The organism is Bartonella sp. AP88XZML, assembly GCF_042195565.1.
Taxonomy (GTDB): domain Bacteria; phylum Pseudomonadota; class Alphaproteobacteria; order Rhizobiales; family Rhizobiaceae; genus Bartonella.
Map to the genome: position 1 here is coordinate 30332 of NZ_JBHIOQ010000059.1, position 16578 is coordinate 46909.

Annotated in this window: 12 protein-coding genes and 2 pseudogenes; 3 read left to right on the plus strand and 11 right to left on the minus strand. The window is 36.7% G+C overall.

Translation table 11 applies throughout. From position 1 onward, the window contains the following. Window positions 1-103: 103 nt before the first annotated feature. The 4 genes and pseudogenes from ACFIK2_RS07180 to ACFIK2_RS07195 all read right to left on the minus strand — a co-directional run. A pseudogene (locus ACFIK2_RS07180) lies at window positions 104-898 on the minus strand (autotransporter outer membrane beta-barrel domain-containing protein); the annotation flags it as partial. A 532-nt stretch (window positions 899-1430) separates the two neighbouring features. Then, window positions 1431-2402: a WD40 repeat domain-containing protein gene (locus ACFIK2_RS07185; RefSeq protein ID WP_375633825.1), complete on the minus strand. Its 972-nt coding sequence runs from the start codon at window positions 2400-2402 to the stop codon at window positions 1431-1433. A 10-nt stretch (window positions 2403-2412) separates the two neighbouring features. Then, entirely contained in the window at window positions 2413-3441 is a 1029-nt protein-coding gene (locus ACFIK2_RS07190) for a CobW family GTP-binding protein (protein WP_375633824.1), read from the minus strand. 21 nt (window positions 3442-3462) lie between these two features. Continuing rightward, on the minus strand, window positions 3463-4206 hold the full coding sequence (locus tag ACFIK2_RS07195; protein WP_375633823.1) for a creatininase family protein: 744 nt from the start codon (window positions 4204-4206) through the stop codon (window positions 3463-3465). Window positions 4207-5675: 1469 nt separating this feature from the next. On the opposite strand from ACFIK2_RS07195, the gene ACFIK2_RS07200 reads away from it, so the two are divergent. Continuing rightward, complete coding sequence (locus ACFIK2_RS07200; RefSeq protein WP_375677085.1) at window positions 5676-6032, plus strand: hypothetical protein; 357 nt, start codon at window positions 5676-5678, stop codon at window positions 6030-6032. A gap of 811 nt (window positions 6033-6843) precedes the next feature. Here the strand turns inward: ACFIK2_RS07200 and ACFIK2_RS07205 are convergent. Continuing rightward, the gene (locus tag ACFIK2_RS07205; protein WP_375621599.1) at window positions 6844-8178 is read right to left on the minus strand and encodes an NAD(P)H-dependent oxidoreductase; all 1335 of its coding nucleotides are present in this window, start codon (window positions 8176-8178) and stop codon (window positions 6844-6846) included. Between the two features lie 163 nt (window positions 8179-8341). Between ACFIK2_RS07205 and ACFIK2_RS07210 the strand changes: the two genes are divergently transcribed. After that, window positions 8342-8821 (plus strand): MaoC family dehydratase, encoded by a 480-nt coding sequence (locus tag ACFIK2_RS07210; protein WP_375621600.1) that lies wholly within the window; start codon window positions 8342-8344, stop codon window positions 8819-8821. Window positions 8822-8992: 171 nt separating this feature from the next. Here ACFIK2_RS07210 and ACFIK2_RS07215 read toward each other — a convergent pair. From ACFIK2_RS07215 to ACFIK2_RS07230, 4 genes and pseudogenes are all read right to left on the minus strand, one after another. Next, window positions 8993-9291 (minus strand): annotated as a pseudogene (locus ACFIK2_RS07215) (integrase); the annotation flags it as partial. Between the two features lie 441 nt (window positions 9292-9732). After that, a complete protein-coding gene (locus ACFIK2_RS07220; protein ID WP_375643374.1) occupies window positions 9733-10392 on the minus strand; it encodes a methionine ABC transporter permease in 660 nt (219 codons plus the stop codon). Further along, window positions 10385-11419: a methionine ABC transporter ATP-binding protein gene (locus ACFIK2_RS07225; RefSeq protein WP_375677086.1), complete on the minus strand. Its 1035-nt coding sequence runs from the start codon at window positions 11417-11419 to the stop codon at window positions 10385-10387. Before ACFIK2_RS07225 ends, ACFIK2_RS07220 begins: the two co-directional genes overlap by 8 nt. A gap of 27 nt (window positions 11420-11446) precedes the next feature. Next, window positions 11447-12265 (minus strand): MetQ/NlpA family ABC transporter substrate-binding protein, encoded by an 819-nt coding sequence (locus ACFIK2_RS07230; RefSeq protein ID WP_375618539.1) that lies wholly within the window; start codon window positions 12263-12265, stop codon window positions 11447-11449. A gap of 506 nt (window positions 12266-12771) precedes the next feature. On the opposite strand from ACFIK2_RS07230, the gene ACFIK2_RS07235 reads away from it, so the two are divergent. After that, window positions 12772-13410, plus strand: coding sequence for an SH3 domain-containing protein (locus ACFIK2_RS07235; RefSeq protein ID WP_375633821.1), 639 nt, complete (start codon window positions 12772-12774; stop codon window positions 13408-13410). Window positions 13411-13694: 284 nt separating this feature from the next. Here ACFIK2_RS07235 and ACFIK2_RS07240 read toward each other — a convergent pair whose 3' ends face one another. Continuing rightward, window positions 13695-14726: an aspartate-semialdehyde dehydrogenase gene (locus tag ACFIK2_RS07240; protein ID WP_375618537.1), complete on the minus strand. Its 1032-nt coding sequence runs from the start codon at window positions 14724-14726 to the stop codon at window positions 13695-13697. Window positions 14727-15989: 1263 nt separating this feature from the next. Continuing rightward, window positions 15990-16370, minus strand: coding sequence for a helix-turn-helix domain-containing protein (locus tag ACFIK2_RS07245; protein WP_375633820.1), 381 nt, complete (start codon window positions 16368-16370; stop codon window positions 15990-15992). Between the last annotated feature and the right edge of the window lie 208 nt (window positions 16371-16578).

Genomic DNA, 16578 nt, shown 5'->3' on the forward strand with positions numbered 1-16578 from the left:
GGGTTAATTGATTAAATATAAACAGGTTTGAAATGAAAGAAATTTATAATATTCAGTTTTTATTCAATATGTAAAATGATGAGTGAGCATTCTGAATTATTGCATGAAATTTTCCTAAATCAATATTACGCGCCTGATTAAACTGAAGATGCTGATAAACAACCTGAATCTGCGGATCAAAAACAACACCTTTATACCCTGTTGCAAACGTTCTACCACTCGTTAAAGAATCGCTAAACTGTTTACCCTTTAACGCCACAACCTTACCCCGTGCAAGGGTCAAAACATCACCCTTAAAAAGACCATACGATACCACCCCATCCATATAAAAACCCCTATCATGCTGCAAATTTCCATAAGCCCCAACAGACCATTTATTAAATGCGCTTTTTTTGCTTTGTTCAACATCCTGAGGGTGTAGAGAAAGATTTCCATAGTTCCCCAAAACTTCAAAGAATGTACGACCATATAAACTCTCAATCTCGTTTAACAAAACACCTGCTTGAAATGCATTATAATCGAGCTCAGCACCATAGCCATATTCAAAAGCAGATAAATTGGAAGCATAATGATGGCTCCCCCCATAAGCACGCAGAAAAAAGGCTGTCTTTTTATCATCTTTCCCAAAGAAATGAAAAGCATTCCGCATTGTCTCTAACGTCTTATTTTGCGTGGTCATATCCACTAAACCAGCATGAAATAAGGCATTTGGCAAAAGAAGATAAGTTGGAACCTGTGGAACAACCGCTCTAATTTGGAGATTAGACTGAACATCAAGCGGTATAGAGAGATTAGACGAAGGATTAACAGGGGCAAAAGACCCAGAAGGCTTTGGTTTAACAAGGGCAGAAGGAGAAGGAACAGAATCCGGAGATGAAGGAGATACCGTAACAGAGGGCGGTAATAGAAGCTCCATGAAATGATTATTAGATGGAATTTTCTAGGCAAGAAACTGAAGTGTAGAAGGCTGCTCGTAGGAAACTTTGCCCTTTAGAAGGGGAAATCAAAAAATTTTTTATTTAGGAAAATAGTGTTGCATTCCCTTCTTCTGATCGTAGGAATAAATCGTTGTTTTAATGATGATATCAGCTATTTTTTGCCAAATTTTTAAGAAAAATGCTTTTGTGGAAGTATGTAGCCTATATAGATGTTTATAGGGAGATGGGGGGCGGTCTTGAGGGTGATGTTTTTATTCTTGTATGGGGGTAGCAATGTTAAAAGGTCAAAAAACATGTTTAAGGTATTTTCTTGTCTAAAGGGGGGGAGGAAAGGAAGAGGGAAGATTTAATGATTACGAAGATTTTAGGAGATTTTGGGAGGGAGATTAGGGAGATAGGATTTCTGAGAGCTCTGGAGATGCACGGGGATAAGATTTCTGGAGGATTGTGTGGGCATTTTTTATAGGCGATAATTGCGCTTGTCGGTGTAATTTAATCAGCGATATTGATTATACCACATTCACCATTTTCGCTACCGAAGGAGAGGTTTTGCCCTGCTTGATCCCAGTTAAGTGCTGAGATAGCGCTTTTCCCACAACCTTTTAGAAGGACTTCTTTTCCATCATGAAAATGTGCCGCTAAAATCATTCCATCATTGAAGCCTATTGCTACAATTTCTTTGTTTGGGTGGCATGAAACGGTGCTAACAAGTGCATTTGCTCGTGTGCCTAGTTCTAGTGGTGTTTTTCCTATGGGGCCATCTTTTGTATGAAAGGGCCAAACAATTGCGGCAGAGGCACCTGATGTTGCTAGCCATTTTCCTTTTGCGCTCCAAGACCAGCTTTTGACTTTGCTTGGATAGCCACTCATGCGGAGGTGCTGATTATCAGTGAGACGCCAGCCATGCAAGGCGTTTTCTTGCATGGTGGAAATGACATAGCGGTTGTCTGGTGAAAAGGTGACACTACAATGAGCTCCTTTCCATACCAATGTGGTGGGAGATATTTGCGTTGATAACCAATGAAGAGTCACTCCATTGTAATGGGCAACGGCAAGTCGCAAACCTTTTGGGGCAAAAGCAAGGCCTTCTACACTGCGTTCATGTGTGAGCTCTTGTCGTTCTTTTCCAATATGCGCAAATGCGAGGCGTGAAGAGGAAAAAGCAAAAGCTTTTTGTGGACCAAAAGCAACGTTGTTTATCCATTTGCGTTCTTTTTGGCTTAACAATTCCGTGTGATCTGCTGCGGTTGTTTGACAGACTTTTCCATCTTCTCCACCGGTGATGATCGCGGTATTGTCATGGGAAAAATGGCTTGAAATTATTCCTTGGTGAACTTCAACGATTTGTGGGGTTGGATTAAAAAAAACAATGAAACCTTCTACGGAAACAAAGGCTGGTTTATTGCCTATAAAACCGCAGGAAAGGCAGTAACTTTTGAGATCATAATGGGTAATGTTTGGCATTATCACTCACTTATGCGCAATTTTCAAAACCAGTTTTTAATTTTTCAGCATCAAGAGAGCGTCCTATAAAGACAAGGCGGCTTTCTCGTTTTTCATCTTCACGCCATGGGCGTTGATGTTGTCCTTCAAGAAGCATATGTATCCCTTGAATGACGTAACGATCATCGTCTCCTTGAAAGGCGATAATGCCTTTAAGACGCAAGATATCAGGCCCTTGTTGCTGTGTAACCTGCTGGATCCAAGGGAAAAACTTTTCTGGTTGCAGAGCATCTGTTTTTAAACTTACAGAAGTGATGGTAATATCATGAATGGTGGATGCGTGATGATGGTCATGATGACAATCGGGACCGCACACATGGTTGGCATGTTGGTGTGCATGTTCGTGATCGAGAAAATGAGGTTCATGATCGAGAGTCCGTTGGAGATCAAAAAAACCACGATTAAGGAGTGTCTCAAGAGGGATATTGGTGCGCTGTGTTGTATAGAGTATAGCGCGAGGATTAATGGCCAGAATAAGGGATTCAGCATGGCTGCGTTCTTGTGGGGTGACAAGATCAATCTTATTTAAAAGAATAATATCCGCGAAAGCAATTTGGTCTTCAGCTTCACGACTTGTTTTTAATTGAGAGGGAAAATGCTTTGCATCAACGACTGCTATGACACTGTCGAGAGCTGTTTTTTCATGGATAGTATCATCCATGAAAAAGGTCTGTGCTACGGGAACGGGATCAGCAAGCCCTGTCGTTTCTATAATGATCGCATCAAATCGATGAGAACGTTGCATCAGACTTTCCAGAATGCGAATGAGATCACCACGCACGGTGCAGCAAACACAGCCATTATTCATTTCATAAATTTCTTCGTCTGATTCAATGATCAGGTCATTATCAATACCAATTTCACCAAATTCATTGACAATGACGGCATAACGTTTGCCATGATTTTCATTGAGAATGCGGTTGAGAAGGGTGGTTTTCCCAGCACCAAGATAGCCTGTGAGAACCGTAACGGGAAGTTTTTTGGGGTGTATCGTTTCCATGGAGAGACCTTTTATTGTTCTTTATTGCCATGTGTTTATGTTAAATCGATTGATATCATCAAGTAAATCACGAAGCTGAGACAGAACATGAGAAAAGATTGCTTCACCGGCTTGTGGTGTTGCTTTGCTTGCATTTCCTGCCGCACCTTGCGTGTTCAGATCTCGCATTGTCCAACCAAAGGCATGAGGACCATAAGCACGTAAATACCGATAATTGGCAATCATATCCGCTTGTTTATTATGAAAATTTTCTGCCTTTTCCATATGGACTTTTTCTGGTGCTAAATAGAGCATGAGAGAGGTTTCGATAAAGCCTCCATGGATATCAAGATGTTGTTGAGATGGCTCCATGAGACCTTGTGGTAAACCAAAACGGCTCCAGCTTGTTGCTACAGCGAGCATGGAAAGGCGCCTTCGTAATTCGGTGATAACAATGCTCATTAAAGGTGAATTTCCTCCGTGAGCATTGAGAAGAAGAAGACGGTTGATCCCTTTGTGATAACAGTTTTCACCAATCTTTATCCATCGCTTAATCGCATCAGAAAAGGTAAGGGTTTGTGTACCTGTAACATCCATATGTTCTATAGAATAGCCAATCTTTTCAACCGGTAAAAGTGCGATATGAAACTGCTCTTTTGTTTGTAAAGTGAGAGCTTTTGCAAAAGCTTCAGCTATAATCCAGTCGGTTTCGAAAGGAAGGTGCTCTCCGTGATATTCGTGTGCGCCCAAAGGTAAAAGAGCGAGAAAAGGCCTGTTAGATACCATAAATTATTGCCTAAAAGAGAAGTTAACATAGACAAAGTGATCGAAGGTGCTGTCACTATTTAATCTATCTATAAGAGAAACGCAAATAGGCGTCTTTTTACATCACATATGGATGCATAAAAATGAGAGCTTTGTTAAAAATAGAGAAGCTTTTATTGAGCAAAGCCAACGCAATTTTTCTGTAATATGAGGCAATATTTCTCAAGATAGTTATCTTTTGTAATTATTTCTGATGTATATTCTAATTTTTAATAAGTAAATATTCATACATATTAAATTCTTATACATCAAATAATGAAAAATATTTTCATTATTTATTGAAATATGTAATTTTTTAGTAAGTTTATCTATTCCTTTTATTTAAAGCATTTAATCAATTCTTTATTATTATTTATTTTGCACAAATTGCAGACAGTTATGTGAATATTGCCAAAAATTTCTTTCAAAGAGAATTATTTTTTACTAATACAGAGTAAATATAATTACTCAAAATATAAATAAGGCTGCGCTCTACAATATTGACGAAAAATATGGAATAACTTTTATGAAAATTAAGAAAGAAAGTTTTTTCAGTATTTTGGGGGATCATCTCATTTTTCATGACTCTCTTTTTATGTAATTTTAGGTAGTTTTTTGGTGCTCTAGTGTTGCTTATAATATTTTTGTAAATCTGATAGATTTATTTATTTTATGCGTTTGTTTTGTTAGGTTTGAAAGTCAATATTTTGAGTTTTTTATGCTGTATGAGATAAAGGAGCTAAATTACCTTTTTGAAGATGCTATGCACTATTTTCTTTATATATCAGTAAAAGTTGAGAATCATTTTATTAATGTCTTTTCTATTTGAAAATAGAGATCTTAATTTCTTTTTACATTTTATAACTGTTTTATAGAAAAATAGTACACTATTTAAAGTTGTTTTATTAGGATAGATTTGTTTTAGATCAAGTTTTTATTCGATACTAATTTTATTTTTCAATATTAATAATGAGTGATATAATAAAAATCCATTAAGTACTATTTCATTTTTATATTTATTGAAATAATAGACAATCATATATCATTATATTGGCAGTTTTAAATTTTATAGTTCTTTAAAATTAATTACATTTTAAATTATTTATAAAAGCTCTATTATATAATTTTTTAAATTAATTTGTTTCTTAATATTTCTTATAATAAGAAATTTAACAAATTCTTATTATTTTTAATTATAGCAATAAAAATGACAAAATAATATTACTGTTAGTATCTTGATTTATTATGGTGTAAAAGGAATAAATTATTTTTATCATTTATTGTTTTTTATCTTTACATATAATACATAATGTGTTATGTTATAATAACAAAATTACATATAATATTTTATTATGTGCAATTATATAAATGATTAAATATAAGTTTTGGTTTTTATATATGTGAATATTCTTTCATTTTTTCAGTGAAGAAAAAGAGGAGCAAAGAAAGCTATGTTTAAAATATTTAAAAATCGTGTATGTTCATTTACTTTTACACTATTTATTCTTTTTTTTGTACAAACTATAGAGGGAAATGCAAGTTTTGTAAAAAATAAAGTTAAAGATAGAATAGCAATTACTATTCCTACACTAGAAAAAAATATAGCTATTAAAGCTGTGGATAGAGTTTTTATTCAAGGCGTTGAGGAACAAGATGTTATTGCTTTAGGGAAAGCTGAAAAAGCTGCTGCCTTTTCAGGTTCAGCCTTTTGGGGGGGGATAGGTATTTTATCACTTCTTGCTTCTTTATGTATTGGGGATGTATTAGGTGCTGTTGTATCTCTTTTTGGAATATTCAGTACACTTTAGTAGAAAACTCATCGACAGAGTCGAGGATTTTTTTGTTCACTTCATTATTTAAAAAAATAAATATTTTAAATTATTTATACTGCAATAGATAATAAAATCACTACTCTTAATATTAAATGTAGCTTTTATTAACATTATTAAAGTTCAAGATCCTACATTTATGTTTTTTTTTACAAATTAGTGTAACCTGATTTTTTTACAGTTTATGGTTATTTTCTAGTAATAAGGATAGTATACTTACTATCTTTATCAGTCTTTTAATATTGTCTACCTTTTCTCATATGAAGATTATTCATCAAAGGTATATTTTATCCTTTTTAAATTTTTTTATCTTTCATAAGGGGATAAAATAAAGAATATCCCTATATCCATGGCTCTCATGCAATAAGAAAAATGAGAAATTATTATTTATCATTTTAAATTTGTTTATGTTAAATCCATCAGAAGTATTTTTTACGTATAACAAGTTGCGTTCGTGTATGGATAAAATTATTAAAAAAAAAAGAGTAAAAATTCTTCTCATGAATCATCTCTAAGGTTCAAGGACTGTTGTAGTATTGGAAAATAAATGATGGTGCTGGTTTGTATCTTCATAGAGTAAAGATAGTGATACACAATGAATCTTATGCCATCTCATAGGGTGGTTTATACTGTCGCATTTACGGGACATATTGTGAGAGGGAAGTGGTGATGTGCATCGTTGGAAAATGCTTTTATTAAAACATAAACCTGTATTTGCGATAGAAGTGTATTCTGGGTTATTCTGTTGCCTAAGGGAAGGATACTGTTAAGTAAGGTAATTCAGGAGTATTTATAGCTTAGCGGAAGAAGGGCAATGAAGTAAAAGGTCTTGTTTAGCACGAAGACGTGCAATCCATTGATCTTCACGAATAGCAGTATTATGTACTGTAATGAGTTCGTTTTTTTTAATTGCAGCTGTTACTGTTGCTTTTTCTAAAAGGCCACAAGGAATGGCGTGGTGAGCGCGTGCTTCTGCGATGTTCATTATCCAAGCACGATAAGTATAAAGACCGATAAAGTCTAGCTGATCACCTGGATGTAAATCTTTTTTAGCAACAGCACAGACTTCTACTACGGGATGGCTAAGAGGGACCATATCTTTTTTGCCATAAAGCATAATACGTGCGCAGGTGAGGGGAACTTCCATTGCTGTTAAATGATAGGGGCGATGAAAGGTGAAGTAAGGTCCCTGGCCAATTTTTAAATCTTCCATACGTTCGCGTAAACGTGGGTGTGCTATTTCGGCAATGACAAAGACACCAGGTGAAACACCTTGACCTATTGAATAATCTACAACACCATATTGCTGTAAAATGCCCCCATCTTGCTTTGGAATAAGCACTTTGTTTAAATCTTGTAGCGCTGCTCGTGGTCCATGCATTCCTGGGCAATCGGGGAGAAGTCCGGTGGCATTGGCAATGGCTGCCATTTCAACCATCGTTTTGGAACCATCAATAAATTCAACCAACATGCGCACATTCATATTACGCCGGAATGCTTCTTCTTCGTAAGCGTCAGGTGTAGCATCAAAGCGCAGAGGATTATTTTTTCCTTTACCCGCTACAACAATCTTATGTCCAAGGGCTGAAACAAATTCTATGAGTTCCATACAAGAAGTAGGTTCATCGCCGGCACCAAGTGTATAAATGAGCCCTCGTTTTTCTGCTTCATGTTTGAGATAAGCGCCAATTGTAACATCTGCTTCAACATTCATCATGACAAGATGTTTGTTATTCTCAAGCGCTTTGATACCAATCTCTGCTCCTGCTTCGGGATAGCCTGTTGCATCAACGATAATATCAATTTGTTCATGGCGCAAAACAAGGTTAATATCATCTGTTGCTGCAATCAAACCCTTTTCAATGCTTTGGGTGAGAGCATAAGTATTTTCAACTTCACAGACATGTCCATCTTCGCCATAGGCTAGTGTAGCGGCATCAAAAATACGTGACGGTGTCCTCGTGGCTACAGCAGCGACTGTTATACCATCCATATGCGCAATACTTGATAATAAATCTGTGCCCATTTCACCACAACCAATCAGTCCAATACGGATGGGGGGATGGTTTTCTGCACGTTGTTTCAAATCATGTGCTAAACCTGTTAGGTTCACATTGCTTGCCATTCTTTTTTCCTATTTGAAAACTATTCTGCTAAAGAACTTTTCTCATTCATAAGGTGCATTTGTTTTTAAGACAATTAATCTTTTATTCTTGATGCTCTAATCAATGGATTTTATAAAAGCAAGAGGGGTGGTTTCTTTTATCAAATAAAATAGGAATAGCGTTATGCAGCAAAAAATAACAGTACAAGATGTCACCAGTTTTATTGGGAAAGAAGTGGGATTATCGGAGTGGCGTCTTGTTACACAGGATATGATTAATCAGTTTGCATGTGCTACAGATGATCATCAATGGATACACGTTGATGAGGAAAAGGCTAAAAAGACACCTTTTGGCGGCACGATTGCTCATGGTTTTTTAACATTATCGCTTTTGTCTAGGCTCGCTTATGAAGCTCTTCCAGAGTTAGAAGGGAGCACAATGGGGATTAATTATGGTTTCGATAAAGTACGCTTCATGAGTCCTGTGAAAACAGGGGTACGGATACGTGCGCGTTTTGTGTTAGACGACGCAGAAATTCGTCCTTCTGGTCGAGTGGTTTTCCATTATGGGGTTACGGTGGAAATTGAAAAGTTAAAAAAACCAGCTCTTACAGCTCAATGGCTTATTGTTGCTGTTGTGGAAGAAAAACCTTCCAATATCTAGATTATTTGAGTGCTTTATTTTATAAAATTTTTATACAATTCTATTAGAAGTTTCTTCAATGATGATATTGAGAATAATCTATAGGATGATAGATATGGTGGAGCTATCATAGCGTTGATAGCCATAGCGGGTTGCTATCTTTCCTAGATCGTTTTGAAGAGGAGTTTCCTAATGAAGATAGTGCATTGCTTCACGCTTTTGTTTATAGCGTTCTTTAATGGGATCATACCCATCACGTAAAACAGAACGCTTCAAATGGAATATACTTGCGTTGCCAATTCACGGGTTTATTTTAAAGCAACATCTCTCAACGCTCGTCACACCCATTTCGCAATGGCGCCTGTGAATAGTATAACGATAAAGCCATTGAGCACCCCTATCTTTATGCTTGTGAAGAAGAAAATCGGCACCATCATATTATATGCTAGCCGCCAATGTTAAGACAGGTCTTGGCGCTTGAGATAATTCATAAGAGGCATGCCTTTCTTTCTTGTATAGTTTTACTCACACGGCTCTTTCCGCTTTTAACGTGCAAGCAAGAGGTTTTGGTTGATTCTATATGGAACAAATTGGGAATGAGAGGATCTTACGGTATTCAGAGTTCTCATTCAATATGAATAACGCCATATTATCATTATAAATTCAATGTGTTATCTAAGGTTGGGAAAGGTCGTGACCAATGTCTTAATTTAAAGAGAGTTTCACATACTGTGAGATCTCTTATTTTATCCCCTTTTATATTAAAGCCATTAAAACTATTTTCTTTCATGTTACAAACGGATGGGGAGAGATAAAAACTGTTTAAGAAAAAAGTTTCTAATCTCTTATAAGTGTTTTCGATAGGCAAGGGTTGGTGCACTTGGAAAGTGGCAAAGAGGATGATGGTATTGGCATGTGAAATTCTAAGTCTTTTAATGTTTTGTTTTATCAAGTTTTTGTACGATTTTATCAGAAGTCCATTGGGTTGTAATATTGAGCACGATCAAAAGGATGATGACGATGGTCATGATGAAGGTATTGTAGCGTTGGTAGCCATAGCGGATTGCCATATCCCCTAAACCGCCTCCACCAAGATATCCAGCAAGTGAGGTGGCTCCTATAAGAGAAATGACCATGACTGTAAAACCTGTAATCAGGCTAGGGAGAGCTTCAGGAATAAGAACATGTCTGATAATTTGAAGACGACTTGCACCCATAGAGCGGATCGCTTCAATGAGACCGTTTTCAACGGTTTTAAAAGAGAGTTCCGCCATGCGAGCATAAAAAGGGATAGCTGAAATGGTCAGTATAAAAATTACAGCAGGCATTCCTATCCCTCTTCCTACAACGATACGCGTAACGGGAAGAAGATAAAATGCAAGAATAATAAAGGGAATGGCACGAATACTGTCAATGATTATGCTTAAAGGGCGATTGATGAGAGATGAGGAAAAAATCCCTCCGCGTGCTGTTGTGTGAAGAAGAAGACCAAGGGGAAGCCCTATAATAAATGCCATAACAGAAGCACTAAGTGTCATCAATATTGTATCAATAACAGCTTGGGGAAGTTCATGAGACAGAACATTAAACATAGCCTAAGACCTCACAATATCGTCCTTTTTTCGTTAACCATTGAACAGCTTTTTCTAAAGCTTCTTTATCTTCTCCAGGAAGAGCCAAGAAGAGTCGCCCGATGGTTTCATCTTGAACTGTATCAATGCCACCATGCAAAATACGTGCTTTTAAACCACTCTCATTTTCTAGAAGATGAAGAAAAGGCTGCTGGGCAATTTCACCGGCAATATTAATTTCAATGACAGCTTCTCGTCCGATTGGTTTGAGATTTTTCGCAAATTTTTCAGGAAGTTGCGGGGTTACAAGCTTGAGCATGGCTATGGTTGTATCGTCTTGCGGTGATGTAAAGATGTCTTTCACACGTCCTTCCTCTACAATGTTTCCCTGATTAAGAACAACAACGCGATGCGCTATGGTGCGCACAACTTCCATTTCATGGGTGATGAGCACAATCGTGAGATTGAGGTGTTTATTAATATCAGCAAGGAGCTCTAGAATAGATTGTGTTGTTTCAGGGTCAAGAGCAGAGGTGGCTTCATCTGATAACAATATTTTAGGATTAGCAGCAAGAGCGCGTGCAATGCCAACGCGTTGTTTTTGCCCTCCTGACAATTGTGCCGGATAGCAATATTCTTTCCCAGATAACCCAACCAATTCAATCAGTTCAAGGGCACGTTTGTTGCGTTGTTTTTTACTTACACCACTTAATTTAAGCGGCAATGCAATGTTATCAAGAATATTCTGCGATGAGAGAAGATTGAAATGTTGAAAAATCATCCCAATTCGTTGACGGTAAGGCGCCCATTCTATCTCTGATAGATTGGAAATATCAACACCTTCAAAAAAAATGGACCCTGCATCAATCTTCTCTAACCCATTTAAACAGCGAATAAGTGTTGATTTTCCTGCTCCACTGCGCCCAATAATGCCAAGGATTTCACCAGCATGGATATTTAAAGAGAGATTATTAATTACCGGAACACCAGCCGTTTTGTTAAAACAACGGCTGATGTTTTTTAAGGAGATAAGAGTAGGTTTTTCCATTCACAATTACTCGGATATTTGGCACAATTACCAAGATGTTTGGGCGGTATTGCCAAAAATCTCTTTGATTTTTGCACGGATAAGATCGTTGTTGTAAGCGGCAACTAATTTTTTAACCCATGGCTCATCTTTTTCGCTCGTGCGTACAACGATGATATTATCATAAGGATTATTTTTTGCGCTCTCCCATGCGACTACATCTTTTTCGAAGTTTAATCCGGAAACAATAGCCCAGTTTGTGTTTATAATTGCAAGGTCAAAATCGTCAATAGCTCGTCCTAACATACCAGCATCGAGCTCACGAATTTGCAGGTTTTTAGGATTTTCGATAATATCAAGTGGAGATGCAAGAATATTATGAGGATCTTTTAACTTAATGAGACCTAAAGAATTGAGAAGAAGTAAGGCTCTTCCACCATTAGATGGGTCGTTCGGAATACCAACATGTGCACCATCACGAAGATCTTTTAAGTCTTTTATTTTGTGTGAATAAACACCGATTGGAGCAATAAATGTATAGCCGACAATTGAAAGTTTATAGCCACGTTGTTTCATTTGTTCATTAAGATAAGGGGCGTGCTGAAAAGCATTCGCATCGATCTCTCCTGCGTTAACAGCATCATTAGGCAAAGCGTAATCAGAAAAATAAACGAGTTCAATATCTAAACCGGCTTGTTTAGCCTGTTCAGCAGCAGTTTTCCAAATAATCGCATCCCGCCCTTCCATAATACCAAGTTTGATTTTTGTTTTGTCTGCGGCCATGGAAAAAGCAGTAGACAAAAAAAGTGCAAAGAGAGAGAGGAATAATCCTATAATCCGACTACGAGAAAAATTTTTTAATGTCATATGCTTTTAACTTTCTTTTTCGAGAAATTTTTTGAGGGAAGTTTCAATATACTCTGTATCTTTTTAGGCAGATTTAAAGTTATACAAGCTTTAGAGAATATTCAATCACTTTTATTTTTTTAAGAGTATTATTTTTCCTTCTATTTTAGTTGTTTTGGGGGCTGATCATCATTTGTTCATAGAAATTCTCTGAAATTCAAATAATTAATTCTTTTATTGCAATCATTTGTTGAGGGAACCAATGCCCCTTTAAAAACTTTTGTAAGGGACAATTGGTTGAAGAACCAGACAATCAGATGATGCTTTAGCCGTAAATTCATGAAGAACATACTGCGCAATCAAGATCAAAAGGCCGTGTTCGTGTAGGCGATAAAGAGAGATTTTGTTGCAATGTTGTGGGGTTTTTTGGGGGGAATAAAGGTTGCTGATCATTGGATTTAAACGCGGCAAATTTTTGCAAAGGCGAATTTTTGCCCTTCATACGTTTTAAGAGAGGAAGAAAAATAATGTTAAGAAAGAAATTTTTATCAACAATGATGACTTTATGGGCTTTAGGAGCGTCAGGGGTGGCTGTGACTGCTTTTCACGCGGAAGCTGGAACCATTACAGGAACAGTTGCTCGTGTTGCATCAGGTCAGGTATCTTTACGCACAGGCCCTGCGACAGCTTATAAAGTTATCACAATGGTTCCAATGGGAGCAAAAGTGCAAATTTATGGCTGCCTATCCAATAAAACTTGGTGTTCTCTTGGTTATCATGGAAAAGTTGGTTGGGCATCTGCACGTTACGTCAATGTTAACGATGTTCCTACCATTGCTTTTAAAAAGATGCCAGCAAAATCAAAATCCATGGTAAAATCGCCAAAAGAAAAAGTAAAACAGGCTGTTTCCGACTTTAAAGCTCTTCCGGCGATTCAAAAAACACGGAAAAATATGCAAAAACTATACAGAACAGATATGATTATCGATTCTACAGGTGTTAAAAAAAGGGATGAACGAACAATTTTAAATCCGTCGCAAAAAGCACAAGGCGTTTCTGTAAAGCACGTGAGTGCTTATAATCCCTCCTTTCCTGATAATGTCAATTACAAAAATTTTGAACGTAATGAAACGCGTTACCGTGTCGTGACCTATCCTGCTCGATAAGGGTAAAGTTAATTTCATAACCGGAATGACAAAAAGGATCAGCAGCATGAAGCAAACAATGCTTATGCTGCTGATCCTATTGTACCGTAAAATGTCATTAAGGCGGCAATGCTTAACTTAAGGTGGCGAGGCATTCAAGGATATTCAGAGTCAAATTTGACAATACCTTGGATTACAGTTCTTTAGGATGGTGATATGAACCTTCAGCTGGGGAAGGTTATACTGAAGAGAAGCCGGACTTTTGACAGGACCGGCTAGGGGCTCTTTGTCCTTCGAACAGGGCGTTAATTTGCGGACTTAGGCTTTATCAAATTACGAGAAATGAGCAATTCAGCAATTTGAACGGCATTCAATGCTGCTCCTTTTCTTAAATTATCGGCGACAACCCAGAAAGCTAAACCATTTTCAACGGTGATATCTTCACGAACACGGCTAATAAAGGTATCATCTTCTCCGGTACCTTCATAAGGTGTGGTATAACCACCATCTTCGTGTTTATCGATAAGCTGACAACCTGGTGCATCGCGGAAGAGCGCTTGTGCTTCAGATGCGCTTAGTGGTTTTTCAAATTCAACATGGACGGCTTCGGCATGACCGATAAAGACAGGGACCCGAACAGCAGTGGCTGTTAATTTAATTTTCGGATCGAGAATTTTCTTCGTCTCAACCGTCATTTTCCATTCTTCTTTTGTATAACCATCTTCCATGAAAACATCAATATGAGGAATGACATTAAAGGCAATGCGTTTAGTGAATTTTTTTGATGTAATTGGGTCTGCAACAAAAACTGCGCGTGATTGTTCGAAAAGTTCGTCCATTCCTTCTTTACCAGCTCCAGAAACAGACTGATATGTAGAGACAACAACACGTTTAATGATTGCAGCATCATGGAGAGGTTTTAAAGCTAAGACCAGTTGAATTGTTGAACAATTAGGATTTGCTATAATATTACGCTTAGAAAAGGCATTTATAGCTTCGCCATTGACTTCAGGGACTATCAACGGAACATTGGCATCATAGCGCCACGTGGAGGAATTATCGATGACGACACAGCCGGCAGCAGCAATTTTAGGGGCGTATTCTTTGGAAATGCTCCCTCCCGCAGACATAAGACAAAAATCTGTGTCAGAAAAATCGTAAGTATCCAGTGCTTTTACTTTTAAAGTTTTATCTCCATAAGAAACTTCTTGTCCTAATGAGCGTCGTGATGCTAGAGGGACAATTTCATGTGCAGGAAAACCACGTTCTTCTAAAATTGTAAGCATTTCACGACCAACATTTCCGGTTGCGCCGACAATTGCAACTTTATAACTCATTTTCTATATACTCCTCATGTCTCTCCACGTTTATTCCCCGTGCTATACTCAGGAGAGAGTGAGTTGGTCAAGGAACATCATTAAATTATATTTTTGATTTTCAACAACTCAATTTTGTGCACACCAATCATCATCATTAGCACAATAAATTGTTTTATTTCAAATAATACGTCTCTTTTAATCTTTCAGAATTGAAAAAATTGAATATTTTACGCTAAGCTATTATCTCTTTAGAAAACACTTTAATTAAGTGAATTTCTTATCTTCTGTCAATTGTTTACCTTCTCACTTTTGAATTTTTTAAGGATGGTATTACGTATCGCGTTGGTGGAATCTTTTTATACTTTATCTGTTAATTGTTGAATTATTTAATTTTCTCCCTATACCTTTAAAAGCGAAGCTTCCTATTACAGTCTGTAAACAGCTAGATTCTAGCGGCTTCCCATTTTTCACTTAAACTAAAGGCTCAACAAGCAGGCCTAAAAATATTTAAAAAGATATTGGGCATCTAAAAAACATTTGAATGTTTCAAGGAGGTATGCGTGCTTCATATCCTCATATCTTAAATGATAGAATTTATGGCACAACAGGATAAACTTAAGTATCCATATATAGATAAATTCCTATGAAAGTTATATATATTTTTTTTCGTGTCTATTTTTTACTTTATATTTCTTATTTTTACTTTAATCCTGTTATGCTATAAAATATCATTATTTGGAGTATGGTAGTATAAGATCTTTGATTTTTCTCGATATATTTAAGTGTTTTTTTAGTGCGTTGGAATATTCTTAGGCTTGTTTGGAGAGCCTTTTGTTTAAGTGACTCATATGAGTGGAAAGTCGTTGAACACTCACATATTTATGTTTAATAAAAGAGCAAGTTAGCACCTCATACATTTTTTAGCACCCAATGTCGTTACAGCTCTTGGTTTGTGAGACGATTCAATAAGAGGTATGCCTTTTTGTACATTTTTACTCACACGCCAACTTTGCTTGTAATGTGCAAACAAGAGATTTTGATTGATTCAATATAGAACAAATTTGAAATGAAAGAATTTTACGATATTCGAAACACTTATTCAATATCAATAACGTTAGATTATCATTATAAATCAATGCACTATTTCTAAGTTAAACTCGTTAGAATTCGGATTATTTACAAATCAGATTAGATTAAGCATTTTCATTCTCATGAAGTGTGGGGAGACAGTCACAATTCTTGTCAAGATTATTAAGGACTTTGATTATCTTTGCAATGAACTTATGAAAATAAGGGGTTATTTTTTTCATCAGAAATCAACTGCAAAATTGCTCTTTGTTTTTTGCGGGTCAGTATTCTGAAATTTTTTAAAAGTAAATATTCTGCTTTGCTTGCTATTCTGTCATCACAATGATAGAGGTTCTCTTCTTTTTTTGCGCCATCAACATAAAAGAAGGAAACGGGAACATCTAATATATGAGCAATTTCCTGTAAACGTCTTGCACTTACGCGATTTAAGCCTTTTTCATACTTTTGGATTTGTTGGAATGTTACGCCTAAATGACTTCCTAATTGTTTTTGAGAAAACCCCATGACGTTTCTTCTGAAGCGAATTTTTTTGCCTAAAGAAATATCGTAAAAATGTAGATTTTTAGTTTGCACTTTGTTTCCCCTCCGGTTGCGAGCGCCCTCGCATTAGTATCCGGGGTCTGGAAGTGCTGACTCAAAACAGCCTCTTGCTTTTAGTGCTGAGAGCACTTGGACATAACAAGAGCCCCCGGAAAATCCGGGATATCCGCAAAAAGCGGTTTTATTTCTAGTTTGAGTTTTTCGGGCTTCCAGACCCTATTGATCGTCGCGTATACGACCA

Bases quoted from the DNA above. Each gene is read 5' to 3' on its own strand.
- ACFIK2_RS07185 (WP_375633825.1), bottom strand. From the start codon at position 2,402: ATGCCAAACATTACCCATTATGATCTCAAAAGTTACTGCCTTTCCTGC.
- ACFIK2_RS07235 (WP_375633821.1), top strand. From the start codon at position 12,772: ATGTTAAGAAAGAAATTTTTATCAACAATGATGACTTTATGGGCTTTA.
- ACFIK2_RS07220 (WP_375643374.1), bottom strand. From the start codon at position 10,392: ATGTTTAATGTTCTGTCTCATGAACTTCCCCAAGCTGTTATTGATACA.
- ACFIK2_RS07190 (WP_375633824.1), bottom strand. From the start codon at position 3,441: ATGGAAACGATACACCCCAAAAAACTTCCCGTTACGGTTCTCACAGGC.
- ACFIK2_RS07230 (WP_375618539.1), bottom strand. From the start codon at position 12,265: ATGACATTAAAAAATTTTTCTCGTAGTCGGATTATAGGATTATTCCTC.
- ACFIK2_RS07195 (WP_375633823.1), bottom strand. From the start codon at position 4,206: ATGGTATCTAACAGGCCTTTTCTCGCTCTTTTACCTTTGGGCGCACAC.
- ACFIK2_RS07210 (WP_375621600.1), top strand. From the start codon at position 8,342: ATGCAGCAAAAAATAACAGTACAAGATGTCACCAGTTTTATTGGGAAA.
- ACFIK2_RS07225 (WP_375677086.1), bottom strand. From the start codon at position 11,419: ATGGAAAAACCTACTCTTATCTCCTTAAAAAACATCAGCCGTTGTTTT.
- ACFIK2_RS07205 (WP_375621599.1), bottom strand. From the start codon at position 8,178: ATGGCAAGCAATGTGAACCTAACAGGTTTAGCACATGATTTGAAACAA.
- ACFIK2_RS07200 (WP_375677085.1), top strand. From the start codon at position 5,676: ATGTTTAAAATATTTAAAAATCGTGTATGTTCATTTACTTTTACACTA.
- ACFIK2_RS07240 (WP_375618537.1), bottom strand. From the start codon at position 14,726: ATGAGTTATAAAGTTGCAATTGTCGGCGCAACCGGAAATGTTGGTCGT.